21 protein-coding genes are annotated in these 23,054 nt (G+C 70.1%); 14 read left to right on the top strand and 7 right to left on the bottom strand.

Going from position 1 to position 23,054, the window contains the following annotated elements; genetic code table 11:
- Window positions 1-25: 25 nt before the first annotated feature.
- The 4 genes from RVX_RS04060 to RVX_RS04045 all read left to right on the top strand — a co-directional run bounded on the left by RVX_RS04060 (window position 26) and on the right by RVX_RS04045 (window position 2,674).
- Window positions 26-799, top strand: coding sequence for a class I SAM-dependent methyltransferase (locus tag RVX_RS04060; protein ID WP_116304836.1), 774 nt, complete (start codon window positions 26-28; stop codon window positions 797-799).
- Between the two features lie 92 nt (window positions 800-891).
- Window positions 892-1,311, top strand: a complete 420-nt coding sequence (gene nikR, locus RVX_RS04055; RefSeq protein WP_116304835.1) for a nickel-responsive transcriptional regulator NikR — start codon at window positions 892-894, stop codon at window positions 1,309-1,311.
- A gap of 18 nt (window positions 1,312-1,329) precedes the next feature.
- Window positions 1,330-2,109, top strand: a complete 780-nt coding sequence (folE2, locus tag RVX_RS04050; RefSeq protein WP_116304834.1) for a GTP cyclohydrolase FolE2 — start codon at window positions 1,330-1,332, stop codon at window positions 2,107-2,109.
- A gap of 178 nt (window positions 2,110-2,287) precedes the next feature.
- A complete protein-coding gene (locus RVX_RS04045; protein WP_116304833.1) occupies window positions 2,288-2,674 on the top strand; it encodes a flagellar basal body rod protein FlgC in 387 nt (128 codons plus the stop codon).
- Window positions 2,675-2,879: 205 nt separating this feature from the next.
- Here RVX_RS04045 and RVX_RS04040 read toward each other — a convergent pair whose 3' ends face one another.
- Window positions 2,880-3,902 carry an AEC family transporter gene (locus tag RVX_RS04040; RefSeq protein ID WP_116304832.1) on the bottom strand — a complete coding sequence of 341 codons (1,023 nt, stop codon included), beginning with the start codon at window positions 3,900-3,902 and terminating at the stop codon, window positions 2,880-2,882.
- 562 nt (window positions 3,903-4,464) lie between these two features.
- Here RVX_RS04040 and RVX_RS04035 point away from each other — a divergent pair.
- The 4 genes from RVX_RS04035 (at window position 4,465) to RVX_RS04020 (ending at window position 11,442) form a co-directional block, all read left to right on the top strand.
- Complete coding sequence (locus RVX_RS04035) at window positions 4,465-5,514, top strand: sigma-54 interaction domain-containing protein (RefSeq protein ID WP_116304831.1); 1,050 nt, start codon at window positions 4,465-4,467, stop codon at window positions 5,512-5,514.
- A gap of 190 nt (window positions 5,515-5,704) precedes the next feature.
- A complete protein-coding gene (locus RVX_RS04030) occupies window positions 5,705-9,103 on the top strand; it encodes a tetratricopeptide repeat protein (protein ID WP_116304830.1) in 3,399 nt (1,132 codons plus the stop codon).
- Between the two features lie 204 nt (window positions 9,104-9,307).
- A complete protein-coding gene (gene amrB, locus RVX_RS04025; RefSeq protein ID WP_116304829.1) occupies window positions 9,308-10,156 on the top strand; it encodes an AmmeMemoRadiSam system protein B in 849 nt (282 codons plus the stop codon).
- A 278-nt stretch (window positions 10,157-10,434) separates the two neighbouring features.
- Window positions 10,435-11,442 (top strand): GNAT family N-acetyltransferase, encoded by a 1,008-nt coding sequence (locus RVX_RS04020; protein ID WP_116304828.1) that lies wholly within the window; start codon window positions 10,435-10,437, stop codon window positions 11,440-11,442.
- Between the two features lie 193 nt (window positions 11,443-11,635).
- Here RVX_RS04020 and RVX_RS04015 read toward each other — a convergent pair whose 3' ends face one another.
- Entirely contained in the window at window positions 11,636-11,845 is a 210-nt protein-coding gene (locus tag RVX_RS04015) for a heavy-metal-associated domain-containing protein (protein WP_116304827.1), read from the bottom strand.
- 350 nt (window positions 11,846-12,195) lie between these two features.
- Between RVX_RS04015 and RVX_RS04010 the strand changes: the two genes are divergently transcribed.
- From RVX_RS04010 to RVX_RS03985, 6 genes are all read left to right on the top strand, one after another.
- Window positions 12,196-12,474: a hypothetical protein gene (locus RVX_RS04010; RefSeq protein WP_116304826.1), complete on the top strand. Its 279-nt coding sequence runs from the start codon at window positions 12,196-12,198 to the stop codon at window positions 12,472-12,474.
- Between the two features lie 75 nt (window positions 12,475-12,549).
- Window positions 12,550-13,986 carry a tRNA (N6-isopentenyl adenosine(37)-C2)-methylthiotransferase MiaB gene (gene miaB / locus RVX_RS04005; protein ID WP_116304825.1) on the top strand — a complete coding sequence of 479 codons (1,437 nt, stop codon included), beginning with the start codon at window positions 12,550-12,552 and terminating at the stop codon, window positions 13,984-13,986.
- Window positions 13,987-14,168: 182 nt separating this feature from the next.
- Window positions 14,169-14,864: a bifunctional nuclease family protein gene (locus RVX_RS04000; protein ID WP_116304824.1), complete on the top strand. Its 696-nt coding sequence runs from the start codon at window positions 14,169-14,171 to the stop codon at window positions 14,862-14,864.
- A 391-nt stretch (window positions 14,865-15,255) separates the two neighbouring features.
- Window positions 15,256-15,915, top strand: coding sequence for a histidinol phosphate phosphatase domain-containing protein (locus RVX_RS03995; RefSeq protein ID WP_116304823.1), 660 nt, complete (start codon window positions 15,256-15,258; stop codon window positions 15,913-15,915).
- Between the two features lie 258 nt (window positions 15,916-16,173).
- Complete coding sequence (locus tag RVX_RS03990; RefSeq protein WP_116304822.1) at window positions 16,174-16,737, top strand: hypothetical protein; 564 nt, start codon at window positions 16,174-16,176, stop codon at window positions 16,735-16,737.
- A gap of 204 nt (window positions 16,738-16,941) precedes the next feature.
- On the top strand, window positions 16,942-18,345 hold the full coding sequence (locus RVX_RS03985; protein ID WP_116304821.1) for a response regulator: 1,404 nt from the start codon (window positions 16,942-16,944) through the stop codon (window positions 18,343-18,345).
- Window positions 18,346-18,479: 134 nt separating this feature from the next.
- Here RVX_RS03985 and yjgA read toward each other — a convergent pair whose 3' ends face one another.
- The 5 genes from yjgA to RVX_RS03960 form a co-directional block, all read right to left on the bottom strand.
- On the bottom strand, window positions 18,480-19,019 hold the full coding sequence (gene yjgA / locus RVX_RS03980) for a ribosome biogenesis factor YjgA (protein ID WP_116304820.1): 540 nt from the start codon (window positions 19,017-19,019) through the stop codon (window positions 18,480-18,482).
- Between the two features lie 174 nt (window positions 19,020-19,193).
- Window positions 19,194-19,661 carry a hypothetical protein gene (locus tag RVX_RS03975; RefSeq protein WP_116304819.1) on the bottom strand — a complete coding sequence of 156 codons (468 nt, stop codon included), beginning with the start codon at window positions 19,659-19,661 and terminating at the stop codon, window positions 19,194-19,196.
- Window positions 19,662-19,723: 62 nt separating this feature from the next.
- Window positions 19,724-20,584: a UbiA-like polyprenyltransferase gene (locus tag RVX_RS03970; protein WP_116304818.1), complete on the bottom strand. Its 861-nt coding sequence runs from the start codon at window positions 20,582-20,584 to the stop codon at window positions 19,724-19,726.
- Between the two features lie 38 nt (window positions 20,585-20,622).
- Window positions 20,623-21,912, bottom strand: a complete 1,290-nt coding sequence (locus tag RVX_RS03965) for an HD domain-containing phosphohydrolase (RefSeq protein ID WP_116304817.1) — start codon at window positions 21,910-21,912, stop codon at window positions 20,623-20,625.
- A 324-nt stretch (window positions 21,913-22,236) separates the two neighbouring features.
- A complete protein-coding gene (locus RVX_RS03960) occupies window positions 22,237-23,052 on the bottom strand; it encodes a MogA/MoaB family molybdenum cofactor biosynthesis protein (RefSeq protein WP_116304816.1) in 816 nt (271 codons plus the stop codon).
- Between the last annotated feature and the right edge of the window lie 2 nt (window positions 23,053-23,054).

Raw genomic sequence — 23,054 nt, 5'->3', positions numbered from 1 at the left:
GCCAACCATCCCTTCAGGAACAGCCATGTCAGCCCCGCCATCTCCTCCGTCCGACGCGGCATCCGCCGCCCCCTGCCGCCCCGACGCCTACGCGCCCGTGGTCGAAGTGCATGCCTGCGGCCGCGCCTGGACGTTGGAGCGCCACGCGGACCTTGAATCGCTGTGGGAGGAACTGGCCGCCTGCGACGCCCCCAACCCCGTGGCGGGCAGCGGGGGCACGGCGGACGCCGCCCGCGCCGCCTTCGTGGACGACGAGCGGCTGCCCTACTGGACCGAGCTGTGGCCCGCAAGCCTTGGCCTGGCGGAATGGCTGGCCGAAAACCGCGCCGCGCTGCAAGGCCGCCGCTGCCTGGACCTGGGCTGCGGGCTGGGGCTTACGGCCATCATCGGGCAGTGGCTGGGAGCGCGGGTCATCGGCATGGACTACGAGGAAGCGGCCCTGCGCTTCGCCCGGCTGAACGCCGCGCGCAACGGCGTGGCGCAGCCCCTGTGGACGGTGATGGACTGGCGCGTGCCCGCCGTGGCCGCCCGTTCGCTGGACATGGTCTGGGCGGGCGACATCATGTACGAGCGGCGATTCGTGACACCCGTCAGCGATTTTCTGGACTATTCCGTGGCACGCGGCGGGGTGGTCTGGGTGGCGGAACCGGGCAGAAACGTGTACGCTACCTTCCGGGAAACCCTGGAGGCCCGTGGCTGGACCACGCGCTGCGCCCGCACCATGCAGGTGGACGCGCTGTACCGCCAGGCCGAACGTGTCACCGTATATCTCTGGGAGATGCGCCCCCCGCACACCTAGAGGGTGCCCTCTGAAAGACATTTTTCGGATATCCCCGCCTCCAGAGCGCCCGTTCACCGCAGGACACCGCCACCGCAACCACAGGAGCCGTTATGGGCCGCACCATCCGCTTCGGCGTCTCCCTCGATTCCGACCTGCTCGAAAAGTTCGATGCCCTGTGCGACGACCGCTGCTACCAGACCCGGTCGGAAGCCATCCGCGACCTGATCCGCAACACCCTGGTCCAGCAGGAATGGGAAGACACGGACCGAGAAATCGCGGGCACCCTGACCCTCGTGTACGACCATCACAAGAGCGATCTGGCCCAGCGGCTGACCGAAATCCAGCACGACCACCACGGCATCATCATCACCTCGCTGCACGTGCACCTGGACCACCACAACTGCCTTGAAGTGCTGGTGCTGAAGGGCCCCGGCGCGGACGTGCGCGCGCTGTCGCAGCGGCTCATCTCCACCAAGGGCGTGAAGCACGGCAAGCTTTCGCTTACCACGACCGGACAAGACCTCACCTAAGGATTTTTCAGGCATCACATGGAAGACGTACAGAACAGCCCGGCGCAGGTGGCCATGCCCATCGACCGCGTGGGCGTGAAGAACCTGAAGCTGCCCCTGGTGGTCCGCGACCGCGCCCAGGGCAGCCAGCATACCGTGGCCACCGTGGATATCGGCGTGGATCTGCCCGCCGAATTCAAGGGCACCCACATGAGTCGCTTCGTCGAAGCGCTGGAGAACTGGTCCGAGGACCTGGACTACAACTCCATGAAACGCCTGCTCGAAGACGTGAAGGCGCGGCTGCAAGCCCGCAAGGCGTATGCGCTGTTCCGCTTTCCCTACTTCGTGCGCAAGGGCGCGCCCTCCACGGGCAGTTCGGGCCTGGTGTGGTACGAATGCCGCCTGACGGGCGAGCTGGGCGACGGCAAGCCCTCGTTCCTGCTGGAACTGGAAGTGCCGGTGATGACCGTGTGCCCCTGTTCCAAGGCCATCAGCGACGAAGGGGCGCACAGCCAGCGCGCCGTGGTGCGCATGGCCATCCGCATGACCGGGTTCAGCTGGATGGAAGAGTTCATCGACCTGGCCGAGGCGGCGGGCTCGTCGCCGGTGTATACCCTGCTCAAGCGCGAGGACGAAAAGTTCGTCACCGAGGACGCCTTCGCCCATCCGACGTTTGTGGAAGACGTGGTGCGCGCGGCGGCCCAGCGCCTGGAAGGCCATCCGCACGTGGCCTGGTTCCGGGTGGAGGTGGAAAGCTTCGAGTCCATCCACTGCCACAACGCCTTCGCCAGCATCGAGCGCGAGGTGCGCAAGGGCTAGGCGGCCGCGCAACGCCTTCCCCTCCCCTGCCCTCCCTCCCCCCGTGACAGGCGACGCCATAGGCCTTATCATCTTTTTCAGGGGGAATGTGGGGCAGACCGCGACCGCGCGCCCATGCCGTCGCGCGCCCATGCCGTCGCGCGCCCATGCCGTCGCGCGCCCATGCGGGAGACACGCCATGATCGACGGATTCGGAACCTCGCTGAGCGCGCTCGACGCCTTCGGAACGTCCATGGCCGTCACGGCCAACAACGTGGCGAACATGAACACGGACGAATTCCGCGCGTCGGACGTGCGCCTGCAGTCCGGCCCGCAGGATCAGGGCGTGCAGGTGGCGGAAATCCGCGAAAGCAGCACGCCGGGCCCCCTGCGGCAGGACCTGCGCCGCATCGAGAACGAGGACGGTTCCGTGTCCGTGGAGCCGGGTCTCATCGAGGGCAGCAACACGGACCTTGCCCGCGAGACGGTGAACATGATCACCGACCAGCGCGCCTTCGAGGCCAACGCCGCCGTGGTGCGCGCCCGGGACGAGATGACGGGGATACTCGTCGACCGCTTCGTCTAGCTTCCGGCCCCCTTGCCCGACAGGCGGACCGTGCTTACATGCAAAGGAAGGAAAAGAGGAAAGGCAGGAGACCACCGCAACCGAGGGGCATCGCCCCGCAATCCACCGGCGCCCGCGCCGGGCAGAGCCAAGGCAACATGCGCGCCGCGCACCCGATCGGGGTGCGCGGCGCGCTTCTTTTTGCGCCGTGCCTTGCGGGCCGCCGCTACAGAATTTCCAGATGCCGCAACAGCACCACCGTGCCGAACAGGGTCAGCGCGGAAAGCATGGTGCTCACCACGATGGCCCGGGAGGTGTCGCGCGCGCCCGCGCCGTAGCTTTCCGCCACCACGTAGGCCACCGCCGCCGTGGGCATGGCCGCGAACAGCACGCCCATGCCCAGCCAGTGCCCACGCACCCCGAACGCCCACAGGCACAGCCAGGTCAGGGCGGGATGGCCGAACAGCTTCACCGCGTTCACCACCACCTGCCGGGCCAGCGGCGAAAGCGCCTGGGGGGCGCACTCGCCGCTGCCATCCCCGCTCCCCCCACCCCTCTCGGGCGGGCAGCCCGCGCCTTCGGCGGTCAACTGTGCAGCCAGCACCATGCCGATGCCGAACAGCGCGCACGGCGAGGCCGTGGCCCCCAGCATGGAGGCCATGGCGGCCACGGGCCGGGCCAGCCCCAGGCCGGAAAGGCTCACCGCCACGCCCGCCAGCGTGGCCAGCAGGATGGGGTTGCGCCCGAGAGCCGAGGACACCTGGCGCAGCACCAGCCACGACAGCTCCCCGCCGCTGCGGATGGCCTCCAGCCGGGCCATGGTCACCAGCAACACGGCAAGGCACAGCACGGAAACAATGCCCCCGGCCAGCACCGCGTCGTCGTTGCCGGGCAGCAGGGCCGCCACGATGGGCAACCCCAGGAAGGCGCTGTTGGGAAAACTGGCCGCCTGGGCCAGCACGGCGATGTCCGGCCCGTTGCGCCTGCCCCCGCGCGAGCACAGCAGGTAGCCCAGGGCAAAGGCCAGCAGCATGCCCGCCACGGTGCCTGCGGCAAAGCCCCCGTGGGCCAGTTCCCCCGGGGTCTTGCGGGCCACGGCGTAAAACAGCAGCGCGGGCAGCGACACCCGGAACACGAATTGGTTCAGGGCGGCTGGGGTGCCCTTGGGCAGACTGCCCAGCCGTTCCACGCACATGCCCAGCACGATGATGCCGAACACGGGAACAAGGGCGGAAAGGATGTCGAGCACGGAAAGCTCCCCGACGGGGCGCGGCGGCCCCCGAACGTCGGCTACGGACGTTGGCGATATGGACGTTGGCGATATGGACGTTGGCGGTACGGATGCAGTTGTCGACGGCAAAACGGGAACATACGACCGCACGGCGGCGCGGGCAAGGTACGCACCTGCCGGATACTTTCGCGCGCCCATGCACCGTGGCTGACGTCAGCGCGGGCGTCTCCCCCTTGCTCCCGCCACGCCGCCACCCAATGGTCAGACCCGTGCGCGGCCGCACGGGTCCACGCCGACCTGCGTCACCATGGCGGCTACGGGGTGGCTACGGGGCGGCATTCGCCTCCCCCTGCTGGCGGAATCCGCTTTTTTCGCACCTATACTTGACTTCGCGTCAGCGAATTGACACTGATGAAGCCAGACGCGCCATGCCGCCCGCGCATCGGGGCGCGCACGCCAGAACCGCCAGCCCCATCGGGTCGCGCGGCCACACGGGTGGAGCGGGACCGTGCGGGCCTGGGGCGCATCGGGGTGGCGCGGGGGGAGCGGGACACATTCAGCGAGCCTTCCGGGAGAGGGAATGGATCTCGACACCAGCGGCATCATCGGCCAAAGCACATCGCTCAGGGACGTCTTTCGCATTCTCGCCAAGGTGGCCCCCACCGACAGCACCGTGCTGGTCACGGGCGAATCGGGCACCGGCAAGGAGCTTTTGGTGCGCGCGCTGCATTCCAACAGCCAGCGCCGGGCCATGCCCTTCGTGCCCATCAACTGCGGGGCCATCCCCAAGGAACTGCTGGAATCGGAGCTCTTCGGCCACGAGAAGGGCGCCTTCACCCATGCCATCCGTTCGCGGCCCGGCCGATTCGAGCTGGCCGACGGCGGCACCATCTTCCTCGACGAAATCGGCGAGATGGACCTGACGTTGCAGGTCAAGATACTGCGCGTGCTGCAGGAAAAGGAAATCGAACGCGTGGGCGGCGCGGGGGTGAAGAAGGTGGACGTGCGCATCGTGGCCGCCACCAACCGCGACCTGGAGCGAGAGGTGGCCGCCGGGCGCTTCCGCGAAGACCTGTACTACCGCCTCAACGTCATTCCCCTGCACCTGCCCGCCCTGCGCGAACGCGGCGGCGACATCCTGGTGCTGGCCGAACATTTCATGCGCCGCTTCTGCGACCGCAAGGGCCGCCGCTGCCTCACCCTTGCCCCGGACACCCGCAAGGTGCTGGCCGCCTACTCGTGGCCGGGCAACGTGCGCGAACTGGAAAACTTCATGGAGCGGCTCAGCATCCTCGCCGACGACGACGTGGTGCCCCCCGCCGACCTGCCCCGCAAGATACTGGACGAAGTGGGCGACATCGTCTCGCTGCCGGAGCCGAGCCCGCCCGACCCGCTGCCCTCCGCCGTCGGGGCGGCAATGGGGGCGCTTGCCGGGTTCAACTGGCCCACCATCTCCGACCTGCGCGACAAGGGCATGAACCTCAAGGATTTCCTGGACACCGTGGAGGAACGCCTGCTGGACGAGGCGCTTTCCATGGCCGAGGGCGTGAAGAACCAGGCCGCGGAAATCCTGGGCATCAAGCGCACCACGCTCATCGAGAAGCTGAAGAAGAAGCGGGCGGATTCGTGATCGCGGCGCGCTATGCCGGACAGCCCTCGGCGCATGCCCGGCGGGGCAGGACGGGATGCGCGCAGGTATCCGCCGCTGCACGATTTTTGCTATGGCAGGTTGCCCGCGTCGGTTTTTTCCCGCCGGAGCGCCGGGCGGCATGCCAGCCCCGCTGCATGCCCATGTACGCGCACATGCACAGGATTTCCGCGTGAAACGACCTTCCGCCGCCGGTCTTGCCCGGCTGCTCCTCATCGCGGCCCTTGCCGGGCCGCCCGCCACGGCCGCGCACGCGGCCTCGTGGCAGTGGAGCGGCCTGCCCGACCGCGAGCGGATAACCATCACCCTGGACCGGCCCGGCGATGTGGACGTGGCCCGCACCGGGCGGCAGTCCCTGTCGCTGACCTCGCGCGCCGTGGGCGCGGCCCCGGCCCGCATGGGCGGCGCGGACCCGGCCCGTGCCGCGCTGGTGGGCGAAATCGCCCCGCAGCCCGGCGGCCTGCGCATCGACACCCGCACGCCCGGCTTCGGCTACGTGGTCACCCGGCCCGCGCCTGATCGGGTGGTGGTGGACATCTTCCGCGACCCCATGGGCGAGCGCTGGGCCCCCGCCGATGCCGCGCAGCCCGGCGCGCAGCCCGCGCCTCAGCAGACCGATGCGCAACGGCCCGAAACTCCCCCGGCCAGCGCCCAACCAACCCCGCAGCAGGCCGCCGCGACGCCCCCTGCCGTACAGCAGCCCGGACCCGCCAGCACTCCGGCGAAGAACGGAGCCCGGCCGCCGCGCGTTCTCGAGCGCGCTCTCACCGACGCCACCGGCCCCCAGGCCGACGCGCCGCTGCCCGCCGTGCCGGACGTCCCGGCCCCCCAGCAGGCCACGGCCGCGCCCCAGGCAGCCGGGCAGCCCCCAGTCCAGACCCCGGCTCAGGACGCGCCATCGGGCAGCGTCACCGGCAAGCTTTCTTCCGGACCGGCCACCGCGCCCCCCGCGCAGGTGACCGGCCAGATCGGTGGCCAGAACGGCGGCCAGACCGGCGCGTCAGCACCGGCCCAGCCCCCGGCAGCGGCCACGCAAGCGCCGGGGCAAGTCGCGCCCCAGGCGGCCGCGCAGCAGCCCGAGCAGCAGCGCAGCTTCTTTGCCGTGCCCTATGCCGTGCGAGCGCGCATCAACGCTGGCGGCCCGGGCGACTGGCCCGAAGAGGCCGCGGCCTCGGCCACCACCACGCCCCCCGCTCCCGTGCCCTCGCGCGGTGAAGCCGGACCCGCCGCCACCACGCAACCCGCCCAGCCCCCGGCCCAACCGGCACAACCGGCGCAACCGGCCGCGCCCCAGGCAGTGGCCCAGGCTCCGGCGCAGCCAGCCCCCGCGCAAACCGGTCAGCCGCCGCAGGGCAGCGACCAGGGCGAGGCGCGCAAGTCCGCCGCCCCGCGCCCCGAAGGCCCCACGCCGCCCGCCCAGCCGGACGGCCAGCCCGCCAAGCCCCCCACCGGGGACGCCACATCGCCGCAGGCCAAGCAGGCGGAAGACATGGGCAAGAACGGCGGCCACTCCGCCAACGCCACCAATGCAACCAACGCCACGCAGGTGGTGTACGTGGACGAGAAAGGCAACCCGGTGCCCCCGCCGCCGGTTCCGGCCGAACTGCTGGAACAGGCCAAGACCGCCATGGTCAACGGCGAATACCCCAAGGCGCTGGAACTGCTGGAAACCCTGAAGGGCCTGCACGACACGCCCAGGGACATGCGCGAGGAGGTGCTGTACCTCATCGGCGACGTGCTCTACGCGCAGGGCAAGGACAACCCCCTGTCCGTCTACGACAAGGTCGTGGCCGTCACCAGCGAGGCCATGAACTACAACCTGAAGTCGCACCGGGTGCCGCAGGCCCTGCTGCGCCTTGGCCTCGTGAACATGCGCATCGGCAATTCGCAAGAGGCGGAAGGCTACTTCAACCTGCTGCGCCGCCAGTATCCGCACGATGAAAACGTGCCGCTGGCACTCTACTACGCCGGTGAAGAAGCCTACAAACGCGGCAACTACCAGCGCGCGGCCGACAAGTTCCAGTCCATCGTGCAGGAATTTCCGGAAAGCAAGTACGTGCGCGAAGGCTCGGTCAGCCTGGCCCGCACCCTGCACAAGATGGGCTACTACCCGCAGGCGGAATCGATCCTCGACTTCGTGGACAAGCGTTGGGGGCGCTTCTACCTGGAATATCCGCAGCTGCTGACCATCGCCGGCGACGTGGCCTACCAGGTGGGCAAGCTGGACGATGCCCGCGCCAACTACTGGCTGTACTACAACCTCATTCCCGACGGCGAGGAGACCGACACCGCCCTCGCCCGCATCGGCGACGTGCTGGCCAAGCAGAAGCAGACCGAAGCCGCCCGCGAAATTTACGAGGAAGCGGTGCGCCGCTTCCCGGACAGGGACGGCGGCCTCATCTCGCTGATGCGCCTGGCCGAGGAAGGCATCCACGACGCCCCGAACATCGCCGAGATGGTCTCGGTGTTCCAGCGGCCGGACAACACGCGCCCGGTGCAGGCCTACACCACCATCATCGCCGGGCACCCGCAGAGCGCGCTGGTGCCGCTGGCGCGGCTGAAGCTGGCCATGTGGTATCTGTGGAACCGCCAGTTCCCCGAGGCCATGGCCACCTCCGCGGAATTCGTGCAGGCCCACCCCGGCCACGAACTGCTGCCCAAGGTGCGCGACGTGGCCCTGCAAAGCTTCACCCAGACGGCCGCCGAATCCGTTGGCGACGGCAACTACGGGCGCATCCTGCAGATGTGGGAGCAGTATCCGCTGTTGCAGGAGAACGAAAAGGCCCTGTCCGCCGACACCCGCGTGGCCCTTGGCCTCAGCTACTCGCGCGAGGGACAGCCCCAGCGCGCGCTGGATATCCTGGACGGCTTCCTGAAGGGCCCCAAGGACGCGCGCCACGGTGAAACCGCCCTGTCGCTGGCCCTTTCGGTGTACCTGGAAAACCAGAGCTGGCAGCACATCGTGGACCTGACCCAGAGCGTGGCCGGGTGGACCCTGTCGCCGCAGGTGCAGCGCCAGACCGACTATGCGCTGGCCCTGGCCCACGAGAACCAGGAGCATCCCGACCTGGCCGTGCCCCTGTGGCAGAAGCTGCGCGAGCAGAAGGACGTGCCCCCGGAGCAGCGCGCCTACGTCAACTTCTTTCTGTCGCGCGACGCCGAGCGCAAGCGCGAACTGCAAAACGCCTACCTGCTGACGCGCGAATCGCTCACCGACTTCCTGGCCGTGGCCCAGGCCAACCCGGACAAGGCCGACGCGGCGCGCATCAAGGACTGCCTGATCTCGCTCATGGACATCACCGAGGCGGCGGGCCGCCTGCGCGAATCGCTGGACTGGGCCGAGCAGTACGCCAAGTACGTGCCCGATTCCGACCCCGGCTACCCGGCCATGCGCTTTCGCACCGCGCGGCTGCAACGCAAGATGGGCAACATGGACGCCTGGAAGTCCACACTGGAAGACCTGGCCCGGCGCGACCCGCAGTCGCTGTACGGGCGCATGGCCGCATCGGAATTGCGCACCACCGACGTGACCAAGGGTCTTTCCGGCTTCACGCCGGGCGCGGCCCCCTAGGCGGGAAGCACCCCGTCCCCGCCACCGCACGTCCTTACGCCCGCGCGGGTCCACCGCGCGAATGCCCCGCGCCGCTGTTTCCGTTTTCCCGCGCATCTGGCATAACCCGGTCAGGGAACCACGGCGGGCATCCCGCCCTTCGCCGTTTCCGCACGGCCCGCCGGGGCAACCGCTCCGGGCCGTCCCCCCCCACAGGAGGCCGCCATGCACGACAGGCATCTGGACACCGGGCACGCCATCGACCGCAACCCCGTGGTGGCGGGCATGTTCTACCCCGACGACCCGGACCTGCTGCGCCACGAGGTGCGCCAGCACCTTGCCGCCGCCGCGCGCGACGCCGCCCCCACCCTGCTGGCCATGGTGCCCCACGCGGGCTACGTCTATTCCGGAGAAGTGGCCGGGCAGACCCTGGGCGCGGCCAACCTGCCCGACACCATCGTGCTGCTGGGCCCCAACCACACCGGGCTTGGCGCGCCGCTGTCCGTCTGGCCGGGCGGCCACTGGCACACCCCCCTCGGCCCGGTGCCCGTGGACGAGGAACTGGCAGACGCCCTGACCGAATCGGACGCGGGCTTCACCCGCGACACCGCCGCCCACGTGCGCGAGCACTCCATAGAGGTCATCCTGCCCTTCCTGCAGGAATACACGCCCGACCTGTCCATCGTGCCCGTGGCCGTGGCCGAGCCGCACCCCCAGGCCCTGCGCGAGGCGGCACAAACCCTTGCCGACGTGCTGCGCCGCGTCACCGATGCCGGACGGCGCGTGGCCATGGTGGTCTCGTCGGACATGAGCCATTACGTCACCCATGCGGAGGCCGCCCGGCGCGACCGGCTGGCGCTGGCCCGCATCGAGGCGCTGGACCCCATGGGCCTGTACGCCACGGTGCGCGACCGGGGCATTTCCATGTGCGGGGTGCTGCCCGCCACCCTGGGGCTGTTCGCCGCCCTGGCCCTGGGCGCGCAGACCGCGCGGGTGGTGGCCTACGCCACCTCGGGCGAAGTCAGCGGGGATATGGAACGGGTGGTGGGGTATGCCGGGGTGCTTGTGGCGTAGGGCTTGCTGCTCTGGCCCTAGCAGAAGACAAAAATCCCTCTTGCGCCAGTCGCCCCGGCGCAGGCCACCGGCGTTCACCAGGTGCCGGAGGCCACTCCAGACCGGCCTACAGCGCCCGCCCCCACCTTGTACCTTGCGGCACGAGCGGCCCGCATATTGACGGCGAACGGCAGCGGTGTCATTTTTCGCGCGGCGGCGGGCGACGCTCCCGCGCCCACCGGTGCGCCGCGCGCTGCGCGCGGCCCGGCAGCCTTCCCGCGCCATCCAACGGAGCCCCCGTGACCACGCGATACCGTCTTGAAGAGACCACCCCCGGCCCCCAGTGGGACGCCTTTGTCGAGGCTTCCCCCAACGGCACCATCTTCTCGCTGTCCGCCTACCTGGCCGCCGTGCGCCAGCCAAGCCGCCTGTACTGGTGTCTGAACGGCAACGAGCGCCGCGCCGCCGTGGCCGTCACCGAATCGGCCGACGGCTCGTGCGCCGTGCTGCACGACTTCGTCATCCACAACGGCATCCTGTTCGCGCCGCCCGCCAACAAGCAGAACCGCTCCACGGTGCTGTCCGAGCGGTTCGAGATCGCCGTGGACGTGGCCGCCGCCCTGTCGCGCCGCTACGCGCGGGTGGAGCTGGCCCTGTCGCCGCAGGTCGCCGACATCCGCCCCTTCCTGTGGCACAACTACGGCAGGGACGATGCCCCCCACTACGCGGCCGAGGTGCGCTACACCGCCTACGCCAGTCTGGAAGGCTTCGCCCAGGCCGCCGCGCCCGAAGACGTGCCCCTGTTTCCGGAAATTTCCTATTCGCGCCGCCAGGAAGTGCGCAAGGCGCTGAAGACCGGCGTGCGCACCACCGAAGACGCGACGCCCGAAGACCTTTCCGCCTTCTACGCCCTGACCATGGGCCGTCAGGGCATCACGGTGGAAGCCGAACGGCTGGACGAGCTGCGCGACCTGGCCGCCGCCGTGCTGGCGGGCGGGTTCGGCCGTCTGTTCGCCACCCGCACCCCCGAAGGCGAACTGGCGGCCATGGCCCTGTTCGGCATGGACAGCAAGCGCGCCTACTACCTGTTCGGCGCGGGCGACCCGCACCTGCGCAACACCCCCTGCGGCACGGCCGTGCTGTGGGACGCCTTTGGCGAACTGGCCCGCGCTGGCATGACCGAGGTGGACCTGGAAGGGGTGAACAGCCCCCGCCGGGGCTGGTTCAAGCTCAGCTTCGGGGCGGACATCCTGCCCTACTACCAGTTGGTGAAGGACGGCCCCGAACCGCCAAGCGCCGAGGCCTAGCCAAACTGCGCCACTCGCGCGCCGTGGCATCCGGAACGACGAAGGGCGGGGGCATATGCCCCCGCCCTTTTCAGGCGGCGTGCTTCCGGCGCCCATGCTGCGCGCCCCGACACGTCAGGACACGTCAGGGCACGTCAGGGCACGACAGAACGCGACAGGCGCGCCCATGCCGCATGCCGGAACGGGAAACCCGCTAGGCTTCCTCTTCTTCGAGCTTGTACCCGGCGTTCTCCACGGCTTCGCGCAGCATGCGCGTATCCACGCACACCGCAGGGCCGTAGGTGATCTCGCCGGTGGCCAGGTTCACGTTCACTTCTTCGAGACCCGCGTGGGTCTTGATGGAGGTGGTCACGGTGGCGGCGCAGTCCGGGCTTTGCAGCCCCTTCACCCTGTACTTCTTCATGGGAAATCCTCCCCGCGTGGGCGGTATGCCGCAGGCGCGGCGCGCAATGTGAAGGGAAACGCCGGGACAGCCACCGGCGCGTGACGACGCTTCGTCTTCAATGCCGAGACTATACCGCTTTTATCCTACTGCGCAAGTAGGATTTGACCCCTTGCGCACCCCCGGCGAATGCCTTACCTCAAGGAACCACCAGAGTTGGGGCGATGTTTGCGACGGGGCCAAACGGCATGCACCGGACCCGACGCGCCCCGCGCGGCCTGTCGCGCGACCTTCAGGACAGTTGCCGAGGCGCCCGCCAACGCAACCGGCGGCGGTCTCCGCCATCCCCTGCACCGCAACCCCCGCACCCAATGCTTGAACTGGACTTCACCACTTCCGGCTACATCTACATGGCGCTCATCTGGGCGTGCGCGGGCATTGGCGCGGCGGTGCTGGCCCGGCGGCAGGGCCGCAACCCCCTGCTGTGGTGCGCGATCTGCCTTGTCGCGCCCATCGCCCTGTTCTACCTGGCGGGCGAGCACAGCGGACGCGAGGACGCACGTGCGCGAACAGAGCGCGCGCGGACAGAGCGCGCGCAGACTGGGCGCGAACAGCCCCAGACACCCGCCGACGGCAAGGACGCCGAATAACCCGGCGCTGCCGCCACCCTTTTCATCCACCCGCGCCGGGCGCATCCCGGCCTTCCACCAGCACACCACCGGACCATGAGCGACCGCACCTTCCATATCCTGACCTTTGGCTGCCAGATGAACGTCAACGATTCCGACTGGCTGGCCAGGGCCCTCGTGGCGCGCGGCTTTACCCAGGCCCCCCTCGGCAAGGCCCGCGTGAACATCGTCAACACCTGCTCGGTGCGCGATAAGCCGGAGCAGAAGGTATACAGCGTGCTCGGGCGCATCCGCCAGGCCACCCGCAAGCTGCCCGACGCCTTTGCCGTGGTGGGCGGCTGCGTGGCCCAGCAGATAGGCGCGGGGTTCTTCACCCGCTTTCCCCAGGTGCGCCTGGTGTTCGGCGGCGACGGTTCGGCCATGGCCCCGCAGGCCATCGAACGGCTGTGCGCGGAGCCGGGCCTGCGCGTCTCGCTGCTGGACTTTTCGGAAGAATACCCAGAGCGCGACGCGCAGCTGCAATCCGGCCCGGTGCCCCCTTCCGCCTTCGTGAACATCATGCAGGGCTGCGACAACTTCTGCGCCTACTGCATCGTGCCCTACACGCGCGGCCGCCAGAAGTCGCGCGCGGCCGACGCGGTGGTGCGCGAATGCGCCGAACTGGTGGAACACGGGGCGCGCGAAATCACCCTGCTCGGCCAGAACGTCAATTCCTACGGGCAAGACGCGGAAGCCGCCCGGCACGCGACGACGGCAGATGGCGGCAAGGCCGTGACCTTCGCCGAACTGCTGCACCGCGTGGCCGCCCTGCCCGGCCTGGCCCGGCTGCGCTTCGTCACGCCGCACCCCAAGGACATCGCGCCGGAGGTCATCGACGCCTTCGGCACGCTGGACAACCTGTGCCCGCGCCTGCACCTGCCCATGCAGTCCGGCTCCGACCGCATCCTGAAGGCCATGGGCCGCAAGTACGACATGGCCCGCTACATGGACATCGTGCAGCGGCTGAAGGCGGCCCGGCCGGACATCCAGCTGTCCACAGACATCATCGTGGGCTTTCCCGGCGAGACGGAACAGGACTTCGAGGACACCCTTGCCGCCATGCGCGCCGTGGGATTCGCGGCCAGCTTCTCGTTCTGCTACTCCGACCGGCCGGGCACCCGCGCGGCCATGCTGCCCGGCAAGCTGGAGCCCGCCGAAAAGGCCGCCCGCCTAGCCCGGCTGCAGGAATGGCAGAATGATTATACTGAACAATGCCTGCGGAACATGGTAGGTACGGATACAGCGGTACTGCTCGACGGCATGAGCAAGAAGCCCGACATGGCGCATGGCGGCGGCCATGAAGACGGCGCGGGCATTCCCGGCGGCGAAAGCTGGCAGGGACGCGACCCCTACGGCCAGCCCGTCAACGTGGTGCTGCCCGCCCGGCCTGAACGTGGGCCCGCGGGCGGGCCGGAAGGATGGCTGGGGCGCATCGTGCCGGTGACCATCGTCGAGGCCAAGAAACATTCGCTGCGCGGAGTCTTGCGCGCATGATCCGCTTCGGACGCCGCCGCAAACCCCGCGCCCCGCAAGAACGGGACGCGGAAGCGCCAGACTTGGCAGATATGGCAGACAGGGCAGACCGGGCCAATCGTGCCAGCCATGCCAGTCAGACAAGGCACACAAGATCACGCGCCATGCGAAGACGCCCGCCGGGGCGCACAGGCAGGTATCCCATGGTAGAGATGAAGGTCGTGGGGCTGTCGCTGGACGACGCCACCAAGGCGCCGATCCTCGTCCTGCGCCGCGAGGCCGGGGAGGAACTGCTGCCCATCTGGATCGGGGCCATGGAAGCCATGGCCATCTCCATCGCCCTCAACAGCGTGGACGTGCCGCGCCCGCTCACCCACGACCTGCTGCTGAACACCCTGCGTTCGCTGGGGGCGCAACTGGTGGCCGTGGACGTGGTGGACCTGCGCGACGGCACCTACTTCGCGGAACTGGACATCCTGCTGGGCGGCGCGCGCAACCGCGTGGACTGTCGCCCCTCCGACGCCATCGCCCTGGCCCTGCGGGCCGACGTGCCCATCTTCGTCAGCGAGGACGTGCTGCGCCGCGCCGCCGAAGACCGCATGCGCCCCAACCTGGACGAAAACGCCGCCCGCCGCCCCACCGACGCCGCGTCGGCCATGGCCCGCGAGGAAACGGCCCGGCGCGAGGTGCGCCGCAAGGCGGGCCAGCCGCCGTGGGCCGATGGCGAAATCCAGGGCCAGGCCGGGCGCGCGCGTGGCGATGCCCGCGACCCCGCCGATGCATCCGATGCCGGGGCCGCCGCCAACGCCCGGCCCGGCGCGGGCGAACCGCACGACCTGGAAGAACAGCTGGCCGAACTGCTGCGCTCGCTGGACCCGGAAACCAAATACCGCATGTAGGGCACGGCCCGCCAAAAGGACCGCCGGGAGGGCCGCCAGCCGGACGCCGGTCAGACCGCCAGGCATTCCGCCGCCACTACCGCGCGCCTGGAGCGCGCCCCTGTCGTGTGCATGTCGTGTGCATGTCGTGCATGCCACGCGCGGGATCGGGCGCAACCCCCGATCACAGGGACATTTCGCGTCCGCCGCATCAGTGCCCCCACGGCAGGGGCCTGCGCCCCGTCCTTCCCGGCCTTGGCCAACCCTCGTCCCGACAGCCCGCTTCCCGCCCACGCGGAGGCATGCCCGCCACCGCGCGCTGGCTTGCGCCCGCTCCGCGCGTGGTGTACCCGTGGCTGCGCCTTCCGTTTCCATTTACGCGCGCCCCAACGACACGCCCCGGAGCCACCGCATGATCGATCTGCACGTGCACACCTGCTTCAGCGATTCCACCATGACGCCCGCCACCGCGGTGCGCTTCGCCCGGCTTGCCGGATACCGCGCCATGGCCCTCACCGACCATGCCGACGCCTCGAACATGGACCTCATCCTGCGCCAGGTGCTGCCCATGGCCCGCCAGTACGGGCTGTACGCGGGCATAGAGGTCTTCGCCGGGGTGGAGCTGACGCACGTGCCCCCCGCCCTCATCCCCGACGCCATCCGCGAGGCGCGCGCCCTTGGCGCGCAACTGGTGGTGGTGCACGGCCAGTCGCTGGCCGACGTGGTGGAAACCGGCACCAACCTCGCCGCCGTGGAAGGCGGCGCTGACATTCTGGCCCACCCCGGCCTGATCACGGCCGAAGACGCCGCCTACGCCGCCGAGCGCGGCGTGCTGCTGGAAATCACCACCCGCCCCGCCCACGCGCTGTCCAACGGCCACGTGGCCATCGCCGCGCGCGCCGCCGGGGCGCGGCTTGTCATCAACAACGACGCCCACCGCAAGGAAGACTTCGTGCCCGCCGAAAAACGCCGTGCCGTGGCCCTTGGCGCGGGCCTTTCCCCGGCCGAGATCGAGGCGGCGGAGCAGACCCAGCGCGAACTGGTGGAGCGGCTCGTGCGCGCCGCCCGCTAGGGGCGGCTTTCCCCGGCCGGGCGCAGCCACCACGGGCTATCCGCCGGAACATGTCCGGCGGGTTCCTCTTGCCGCACCCCACCCGCACGGCCTCACCCCGCATCCATTCTCCACTTCGCGACTGGCGGCGTCACGCCGCCAGTGCGCACCGCATCGCCTCCGCATCCCCCGCACCTAAAGTTCCGCCCGGAACTGCCGATGGGAGACATGTACCGCGGCTGACCGGCCGCAGGTTCCTCATTCCGCAGAGGTGCGGCCATGCTCGACTATTACAGATTCAAGGAAATCCACGACCTGTTCATGAAAGGCAAGACCGAGGAAGCGCGGCACGTGCTGATGGAAATGCAGTCGCGCTACGTGTCCCTGTGCGATGAAAACACCATGCTGAAAATGCAGGTGCAGGAATTCGAGGACATCCTCTACCTGTCGCGCAATCTTGTCTTCGACGGGTTCTGCTATTGGCTCATCACCGGCAACATCAAGCAGGGGCCGTTCTGCCAGAGTTGCTACAACCGTGACGGCGTGCTTGTCCGCCTTGCCGCAGCCCATGACGGCAAATGGCAGTGCGCCACCTGCGGCGCCACATACGAGCGCGAACCGCGCTACGGCGTGCCGGCCCCCGGCTTCGGGCATGCCTTCGGTGCGGCGCTGGCCACGGCCCATGGGGCCGGGCGCGCCGGAATGGCCGGGAGCGCCATTGGAGAAGGTCGCGCCGCCAGCCTTGGCGCGGGCGAAGACATGGCTGCCGAGGCGCAGGCCCTGCCCGGCGCGCAGGCCGTACGCACGGCCCGCACCGGCAAGCTGCTGCCCTTCGTCAAATAGCGCGGCGCCACGCGCCTGCACGACGCATCCGAAGGCCCGCGCACGCGGGCCTTCGTCATTGCGCGACGCCGCGCACGCCTCCTGCGGATACGGCAACCCGCAGCGGGCATGCAGCAACGACACAAGCCCGCCCACGCTAAAGTTTCCCGCCGTAGCGCCGATGAATCCGGTACACGGGGCGACGCCCCGGAAGGAAGGTTCGGCATGCATTCCGCACCCCAGCACCATACCGGGCGCTCCGCGCCGTCGGCTTCGCTGGCCCGCCTCGGCGAGGCGGCAGCCGCTGCGGCGCGCACGCAAGCCCCTGTGCATGGCCAGCCCGCCGATTCCCCTCCGCACCGGCGGCATGGACGCGGCGCGGACAGCCTTGCCCGGCTGGCTGCCGTGGCCCGGGCCGAAGACGCATGGACGGACGCGCTTGCGCACGGCCACGGGTTCTCGGCGGCGCTCATCCTTGCCCCGCGCGAGGAATTGGCCACCGTGGACCGCACGGCGCTGCGCCTGGCCGGAACCCGCAGCGTCACGGTCATGACCTCGGGCGTGGCCGCCGCACGTCGGCTGGCCCGAATGCGCCGCCCGTTCTCGCCCGCATCCCCGCAGGACGACCCGTCGCGCCCCGCCGTGGACGTGGTGATCTGCCACGAGCACCTCGCGGACATGACCGCCCTGGATTTTCTGCGCCTGGTACGCTCGCACCCGCGCCTGCTGGACCTGCCGGTGCTGGTGGTGTCCAGCGCGGCCACGCGCGAAGCCGTGCTGGCGGCCATCGGCGCGGGGTGCAGCGGCTTTCTGGGCAGACCGTACACCGTGGCCGCACTGGACGGGCAACTGCGCCGCGCCCGCCGCGCGCTGGCCACCGGCGTGGCCCTTGCCGTGGCAGAGGGCGCGCGCCTGCTCTCGGACGAGGAATTCGACCTTGCCCTGGAACGCTTTTCCAGCGCCGCCGCCGATGCCGACAACGAGGCCGAGATCCATTTTCTTGAAGGCACCGCCCACCTGCTGCGCGAGCAGTGGGACGCGGCCATCACCGCGTTCAACCACACGCTGCGCTGCAACGCCCTGCACGCCGACGCCTGCCTGGGGCTGGCCGACGCCTGGCGGGGCAAGGGAGACCTGGACAAAAGCCAGGCATTCCGCCGCCGCGCGGGCGAAATCTACGCCCGGGCCCGGCAGTGGCGGCGGGCCCAGCAGGTGTTCGCCGATCTGCTGGCCGAGGCCCCGGCGGGCACGCCCAACCCCCTGTTGGCCGAAGCAGCGCGCCTGCTGCGCGAAGGCCGCATCGACGACGCCGCCGCCGCGCTGCTGGCCGGGCGCGAACTGACCCCCGGCGCGCCCCTGCACGAGCACGTGGCCCGCGCCTGCCAGTTCACCGACGCGCCGGAGCGCACCGCAGCCGCCATGTGCCGCGCCCTGTCCGACACGGACCCGGAATTCGGCACCCAACTGCACCACCGCATGCTGGGCCGCTTCGGCGCGCCGTCGTACGACGTGGACAGCCACGGCGAACCCGCCGGGCTGCTGGACCGGCTGCTGGGCGGCACGGTGCTGCACGACGTGCTCACCGTGGCCCGGCACACGCTGAAGGTGTGGCGACAGGCGGGCATCTAGCGGGCAGTCACCGTGACGGCGCGTGCGCCATCCCGCCGCGCGTTACCCATCCCCAAACGCCATGACGACGAACGCGCCGGATGCACATGCACCCGGCGCGTTTTTCATTGCGAAAACGGCGGAAGGGACCCGGCCTATTCCTCGGCCACGTCGCGCAGCAGCCGGAACAGGGCGCGCCCGGCGCGGGGCGGCTTGCCCGCCGCGCGTTCGGCCAGCGCGTCGCGCACCAGCAGGCGCAGGTGGCGCGGGTCCACGTCGGGCCACTGTTCAAGGTAGGCCTGCAACCGGTCCGGTCCTGCGGCAAGCAGTTCCTCGCGCAGTTCCTCGATGCGGTGGAACTCGTCGTCCTCGGTCTGCTTGACGGCGCGCACCTCGCTCACCTGCGCGGCCACGGCCTCCCAGTCGCCCTCGCGGACAACCCGGCCGATGTACTGCAACTGCCGCCGCCGGGCCTCGTGCGTGGACATGGCGTGCCATTCCAGCACCGCCCGTTCGAGGTCCTCGGGCAGGTTCATGGACCGCACCTTCGAGGCGGGCAGGCGGACCAGCGCCTCGCCCAGCGCCTGCATGGCGTTGCTCTCGCGCTTCTTCTGCGACCGGCTGACGTCGCGTATGTCGTTATCGGCCGCCACCCCGGACGGGGGAAGGGCATCGGGTATCCTGCGTCGCGCCATGCGCGTTCTCCTTGCTTGCGATATGTGAATGACACCGGCCCCGCCGGGCGCGAGGCCCACGGCGAAACCGCCGGGGACGCGCGGGTGCGGATCTGGTCGGCCCAGACAAGAGCCGGGCCGAACGGGACCGGACTGACCTGGACTGGACCGGACTGCCGTGGGCTGGCCGGTACGCTACGACCTTGGCCCGCCGTGGCCGCCCAGCAGGTCGGCCAGGTTCATGACCCGCAGGCCGTTGGCCCCATCGCGGACCACCGTGGCGGGGGCATCGGACGCGGCACCCTCCCCGTCGCCCGCGTCATCCGCGTCGCCCGCCCTCGGGCCGGACTCGCCGGGCTGCACGGGCCGCCAGTGCTGGGGCCCCATCTCCACGAACAGTTCCACGCCCCGTTCCGGCACGCCCACAACCAGCACCAGCGTGCCCGTGGGTTCCAGCCGGTAGGCGTAGTCGAACAGACGACGGGCCACCAGGGCCACGGGCACGTCCGCCTCGGCGGCCACCCGTTCGGCGGCCCCGCGCAACTGGCGCGCCGCGTCTCCGTCCATGCCGATGCCGTCATAAGGCACGGGAACCGCCACCTGCCAGCCATACATGGCCTGCACCCTGCGGCGGGTGTATTCCTGCGCCATGGTCAGTCGCATGGGGACCTCCCGACGGTGAAAGCCGAAGACAATCGGGGCCAAAGGGCTCCGTGGCGTCCGGACTACCCGAAATACAGGCCCAACAACGCCCCCCCCAGCACCATGAAGGCGATGACGCCGTTCAGGGTGAAGAAGGCCATGTTCACCCGCGACAGATCATCGGGGCTGATGATGCGGTGTTCCCACGTCAGCACCCCGGCGATGACCGCCCACACCGCGTACCACGGCCAGCCCAGCGAAGCGGACCAGCCCGCCAGCAGCAGGAAGATGGCCGCGTTGGCGTGGCAGAAGCCGGACAGCACCAGCGCGGCGGGCAGGCCGAAGTGGGCGGGCACGGCGTGCAGGCCCATGGACCGGTCGAACTCAATGTCCTGGCACGAATACAGGATGTCGAACCCGGCCACCCAGAACAGCACGCCCCAGAACAGCAGCACGGCGGGCACGGTAAACTGCGGGTCCACGGAAATCCACCCGGCCACCGGGGCAAGGCCCAGCACCCCGCCCAGAAAGAAATGGCACAGCCAGGTGAAGCGCTTCAGCAGGCTGTACGAGGCGGCCACCAGCAACGCCACGGGGGCAAGGTACAGGCACAGCCGGTTCAGCCCGGCGCAGGCCGCCACGAACAGCACGGCCATGAATACGGTGAACGCCCAGGTCCAGGCCACGGAAATCTCGCCGGTGACCAGCGGGCGCCCCGCGGTGCGCGGGTTCAGGCGGTCGTACTTCAGGTCCACCAGACGGTTGAAGGCCATGGCGAACGAGCGCACGGCCACCATGGCCACGGTGAGCAGCAGCAGCGGCACGAGGCCCGGCCAGCCCCCGGCGGCCAGAAAGGCCCCGGCATAGGCAAAGGGCAGCGCGAACACCGAGTGTTCGATCTTGATCATGCGGCAGATGGCCGCGATACGCGAAAAGGGATTCATGTGGGCGTCCGTCCGGTGCGTTATGGGCCGAGGGGCGGCTATGCGGCCGATTCGTGGCAGGTTGCGGGGTTCGATTCGTGTTCCAGGGCGGCGCGCACGAGGTCGAATTCGTGGCGCGCCCGATCCTGCGCCTGACGGCGCGCGGCGTCCATATCTTCGTAGCGCGAGAGCAGCAGGTCCACAAGTTCGCCGTCCAGCTTGCCGTCGCGGGCCTGGTCGCGCAGCACGGCGCGGGCCGCGTCGGGCGGCATGCCGTGGCGGTAGGGCCTGTCCTCGGCGATGGCGGTGAACACGTCGGCCACGGCCACGATGCGCGCGGGCAAGGGCAGGTCCGTAGCCGTGAGCCCGTAGGGATAGCCGCTGCCGTCCATGCGCTCGTGGTGCAGCGCGCCCCAGTTGGCCACCTGTGCGAACCCCGGCACCGAGGCCAGGATGTCCATGCTGTGCTCCGCGTGACGGCGCATGAGCGCCATCTCCGCGGCATCCAGCCGCCCCGGCTTTTCCAGAATGTCCAGCGGCACGCCCAGCTTGCCGATGTCGTGCAGCAGCCCGGCCACGTACAGCGACTTGGCCTGTGGCCCGTCGAACCCGGCCCAGCGGGCCAGCAGGCGGGCGGTTTCCGCCACGCCGCTGGAGTGGGTGGCGGTGAACGGGCTGCGCGAGTCGACGACCAGCGAGAACAGCGCGGAAAACGAGATCACACCGTCGGCGTCCAGTGTTTCTTCTTCCAGCCGCGCGCCCGCGCCGGTGTGCAGGTGGCATTCCGGCGCGCGCAGCCCTGCCGCAAAGTCCGGGTCGGCCGTCAGGTCATACAGGGCGTCCAGCGCGTCGGGCCGGAACAGGATGGAGCGCCCCCGCTCCAGCCGCTCCATGGCGCGGGGAAACTGCCGGGCCGGGTCTTCGCCGCGCCGGAGTTGCACGTCCATCCTGTCGGCCAGGTGGATGACATGGGCGGTGGCGGAAACGCCGTCCTCCCCCCTGCCATGGCACCACGGAGCGTGATGGTGGCGCACCAGGCGCGCGGCCTGGGCCAGGCGCGGGCAGGTGCGCAGCATCACGGCCCCGGCGCGGGAATGGGAATCCATGTCCTGCTCGAACACCAGCCCTTCCAGCGCCGCCTTCAGCGGCACCGCGCCCACGTCGTGCATCAGCGAGGCCAGCAGCAGTTCGCACCTGTCCCTGTCCGGCAGGCCAAGCCGCTCGGCCAGGCGCGAGGCGATGAACCCCACATGCACGTGGTGCGCGGCCACGGCCGGGCTTACCAGGTCGAGCGCGCGCGAAAAGGCCACGGTCAGGTCGATGAGCCTGACTTCCAAAGGCTGCTGCATGAGTGTGTCTCTGGCCGGACGGCAGGCGCGCCGCGCTTTCCCCCGAAATGCGCCGCGCCGCTCCCTTTCGTCCCGGCGCTGCGCGCCGGTTGCTTGTTGTGGTTTGGTCTTGTGGTGCATGCCCACGGGCATGCGGTGTCGGGACTCGGCCAGCAGGCTGGCCCGCCGCATCGGGAAGTACCCGTCACTGGCAAGAAAAATTCACGATCTTGCGGGTCTCTACGCACCCTGCCGGGCTGCTTGCCCGCCTTGCCGGTGCGCTTCACGCCCTTGGGGTACGCGGCCGCCACCACAAGAGCGGAAAAAGCGATGCGGAAACCGCGCCTAGCCCCCGCACTCGGCGGGATCGCCCTGCAACTTGTCCAGCGCGTGGCCCAGGGCGGGCAGCACGGCGGCGAGATTCTCGGCCACGGCCTTGCGGCTGCCCGGCAGGTTGACGATGACCGCCCCGCCCAGGGTGCCCGCCACGGCGCGCGAGATGACCGCGTTGGGCGTCTTGGCCAGGCTTGCGGCCATCATGGCCTGTTCGAAGCCGGGCAGGCGGCGTTCGATGACCGCCAGGGTGGCTTCGGGCGTCACGTCGCGCGGGCCGATGCCGGTGCCCCCGGTGGTCAGGATGAGGTCATAGCCCTGGGTCAGGGCCAGATCCACCAGCAGGGCGCGCAACCGTTGCCCGTCGTCGGGCAGCAGGTAGCCGCGCTCGATGCACAGCGGCATGGCCCCGCGCACCATCTCGGCAATGGTGGGGCCGCTGGCGTCCTGGCGCAGCCCGGCTGCGCCCTTGTCCGAAAGCGTCACCCAGGCCAGGGCGCGCCCCTGGCGGCGGGCCAGCAAGTGCAGCACCCGCCCCCCCGGCTCGTCGCGCAGGGCCTCCACGAACACGCAGACCCCGGCATGCGCCGAACCGGAACGGGGCAGCAGGGTACGGCCCACCACCCGGAACAGCGCATCCCCCATGGGGTCCAGCAGCGCGTCATGCAGGGTGGCGCCAACGGCCAGCCCCAGCACGGCGTCCGCCTGCACGGCGGAGAGCGCCGACAGCGCCCCCGGCAGTCCCACCGGCCCCGCAGCCAATGCGATGATGCCCCCCTTGGGCACGGGCATGGTTGCAACGTCAAGCATCACGCGGTCGTCGCCCATGG

This window comes from Nitratidesulfovibrio sp. HK-II (assembly GCF_003402415.2).
Lineage (GTDB): Bacteria > Desulfobacterota > Desulfovibrionia > Desulfovibrionales > Desulfovibrionaceae > Cupidesulfovibrio.
This window is presented reverse-complemented; position numbering and strand designations above follow the sequence as displayed.

Bases quoted from the DNA above. Each gene is read 5' to 3' on its own strand.
- nikR (WP_116304835.1), top strand. From the start codon at position 892: ATGGGCCGCACCATCCGCTTCGGCGTCTCCCTCGATTCCGACCTGCTC.
- RVX_RS03965 (WP_116304817.1), bottom strand. From the start codon at position 21,912: ATGCAGCAGCCTTTGGAAGTCAGGCTCATCGACCTGACCGTGGCCTTT.
- RVX_RS03975 (WP_116304819.1), bottom strand. From the start codon at position 19,661: ATGCGACTGACCATGGCGCAGGAATACACCCGCCGCAGGGTGCAGGCC.
- RVX_RS03990 (WP_116304822.1), top strand. From the start codon at position 16,174: ATGCTCGACTATTACAGATTCAAGGAAATCCACGACCTGTTCATGAAA.
- RVX_RS04035 (WP_116304831.1), top strand. From the start codon at position 4,465: ATGGATCTCGACACCAGCGGCATCATCGGCCAAAGCACATCGCTCAGG.
- RVX_RS04045 (WP_116304833.1), top strand. From the start codon at position 2,288: ATGATCGACGGATTCGGAACCTCGCTGAGCGCGCTCGACGCCTTCGGA.
- RVX_RS04060 (WP_116304836.1), top strand. From the start codon at position 26: ATGTCAGCCCCGCCATCTCCTCCGTCCGACGCGGCATCCGCCGCCCCC.
- RVX_RS04010 (WP_116304826.1), top strand. From the start codon at position 12,196: ATGCTTGAACTGGACTTCACCACTTCCGGCTACATCTACATGGCGCTC.
- amrB (WP_116304829.1), top strand. From the start codon at position 9,308: ATGCACGACAGGCATCTGGACACCGGGCACGCCATCGACCGCAACCCC.
- miaB (WP_116304825.1), top strand. From the start codon at position 12,550: ATGAGCGACCGCACCTTCCATATCCTGACCTTTGGCTGCCAGATGAAC.
- RVX_RS04000 (WP_116304824.1), top strand. From the start codon at position 14,169: ATGGTAGAGATGAAGGTCGTGGGGCTGTCGCTGGACGACGCCACCAAG.
- RVX_RS03985 (WP_116304821.1), top strand. From the start codon at position 16,942: ATGCATTCCGCACCCCAGCACCATACCGGGCGCTCCGCGCCGTCGGCT.
- RVX_RS03995 (WP_116304823.1), top strand. From the start codon at position 15,256: ATGATCGATCTGCACGTGCACACCTGCTTCAGCGATTCCACCATGACG.
- folE2 (WP_116304834.1), top strand. From the start codon at position 1,330: ATGGAAGACGTACAGAACAGCCCGGCGCAGGTGGCCATGCCCATCGAC.
- RVX_RS03970 (WP_116304818.1), bottom strand. From the start codon at position 20,584: ATGAATCCCTTTTCGCGTATCGCGGCCATCTGCCGCATGATCAAGATC.
- RVX_RS04015 (WP_116304827.1), bottom strand. From the start codon at position 11,845: ATGAAGAAGTACAGGGTGAAGGGGCTGCAAAGCCCGGACTGCGCCGCC.
- RVX_RS03960 (WP_116304816.1), bottom strand. From the start codon at position 23,052: ATGGGCGACGACCGCGTGATGCTTGACGTTGCAACCATGCCCGTGCCC.
- yjgA (WP_116304820.1), bottom strand. From the start codon at position 19,019: ATGGCGCGACGCAGGATACCCGATGCCCTTCCCCCGTCCGGGGTGGCG.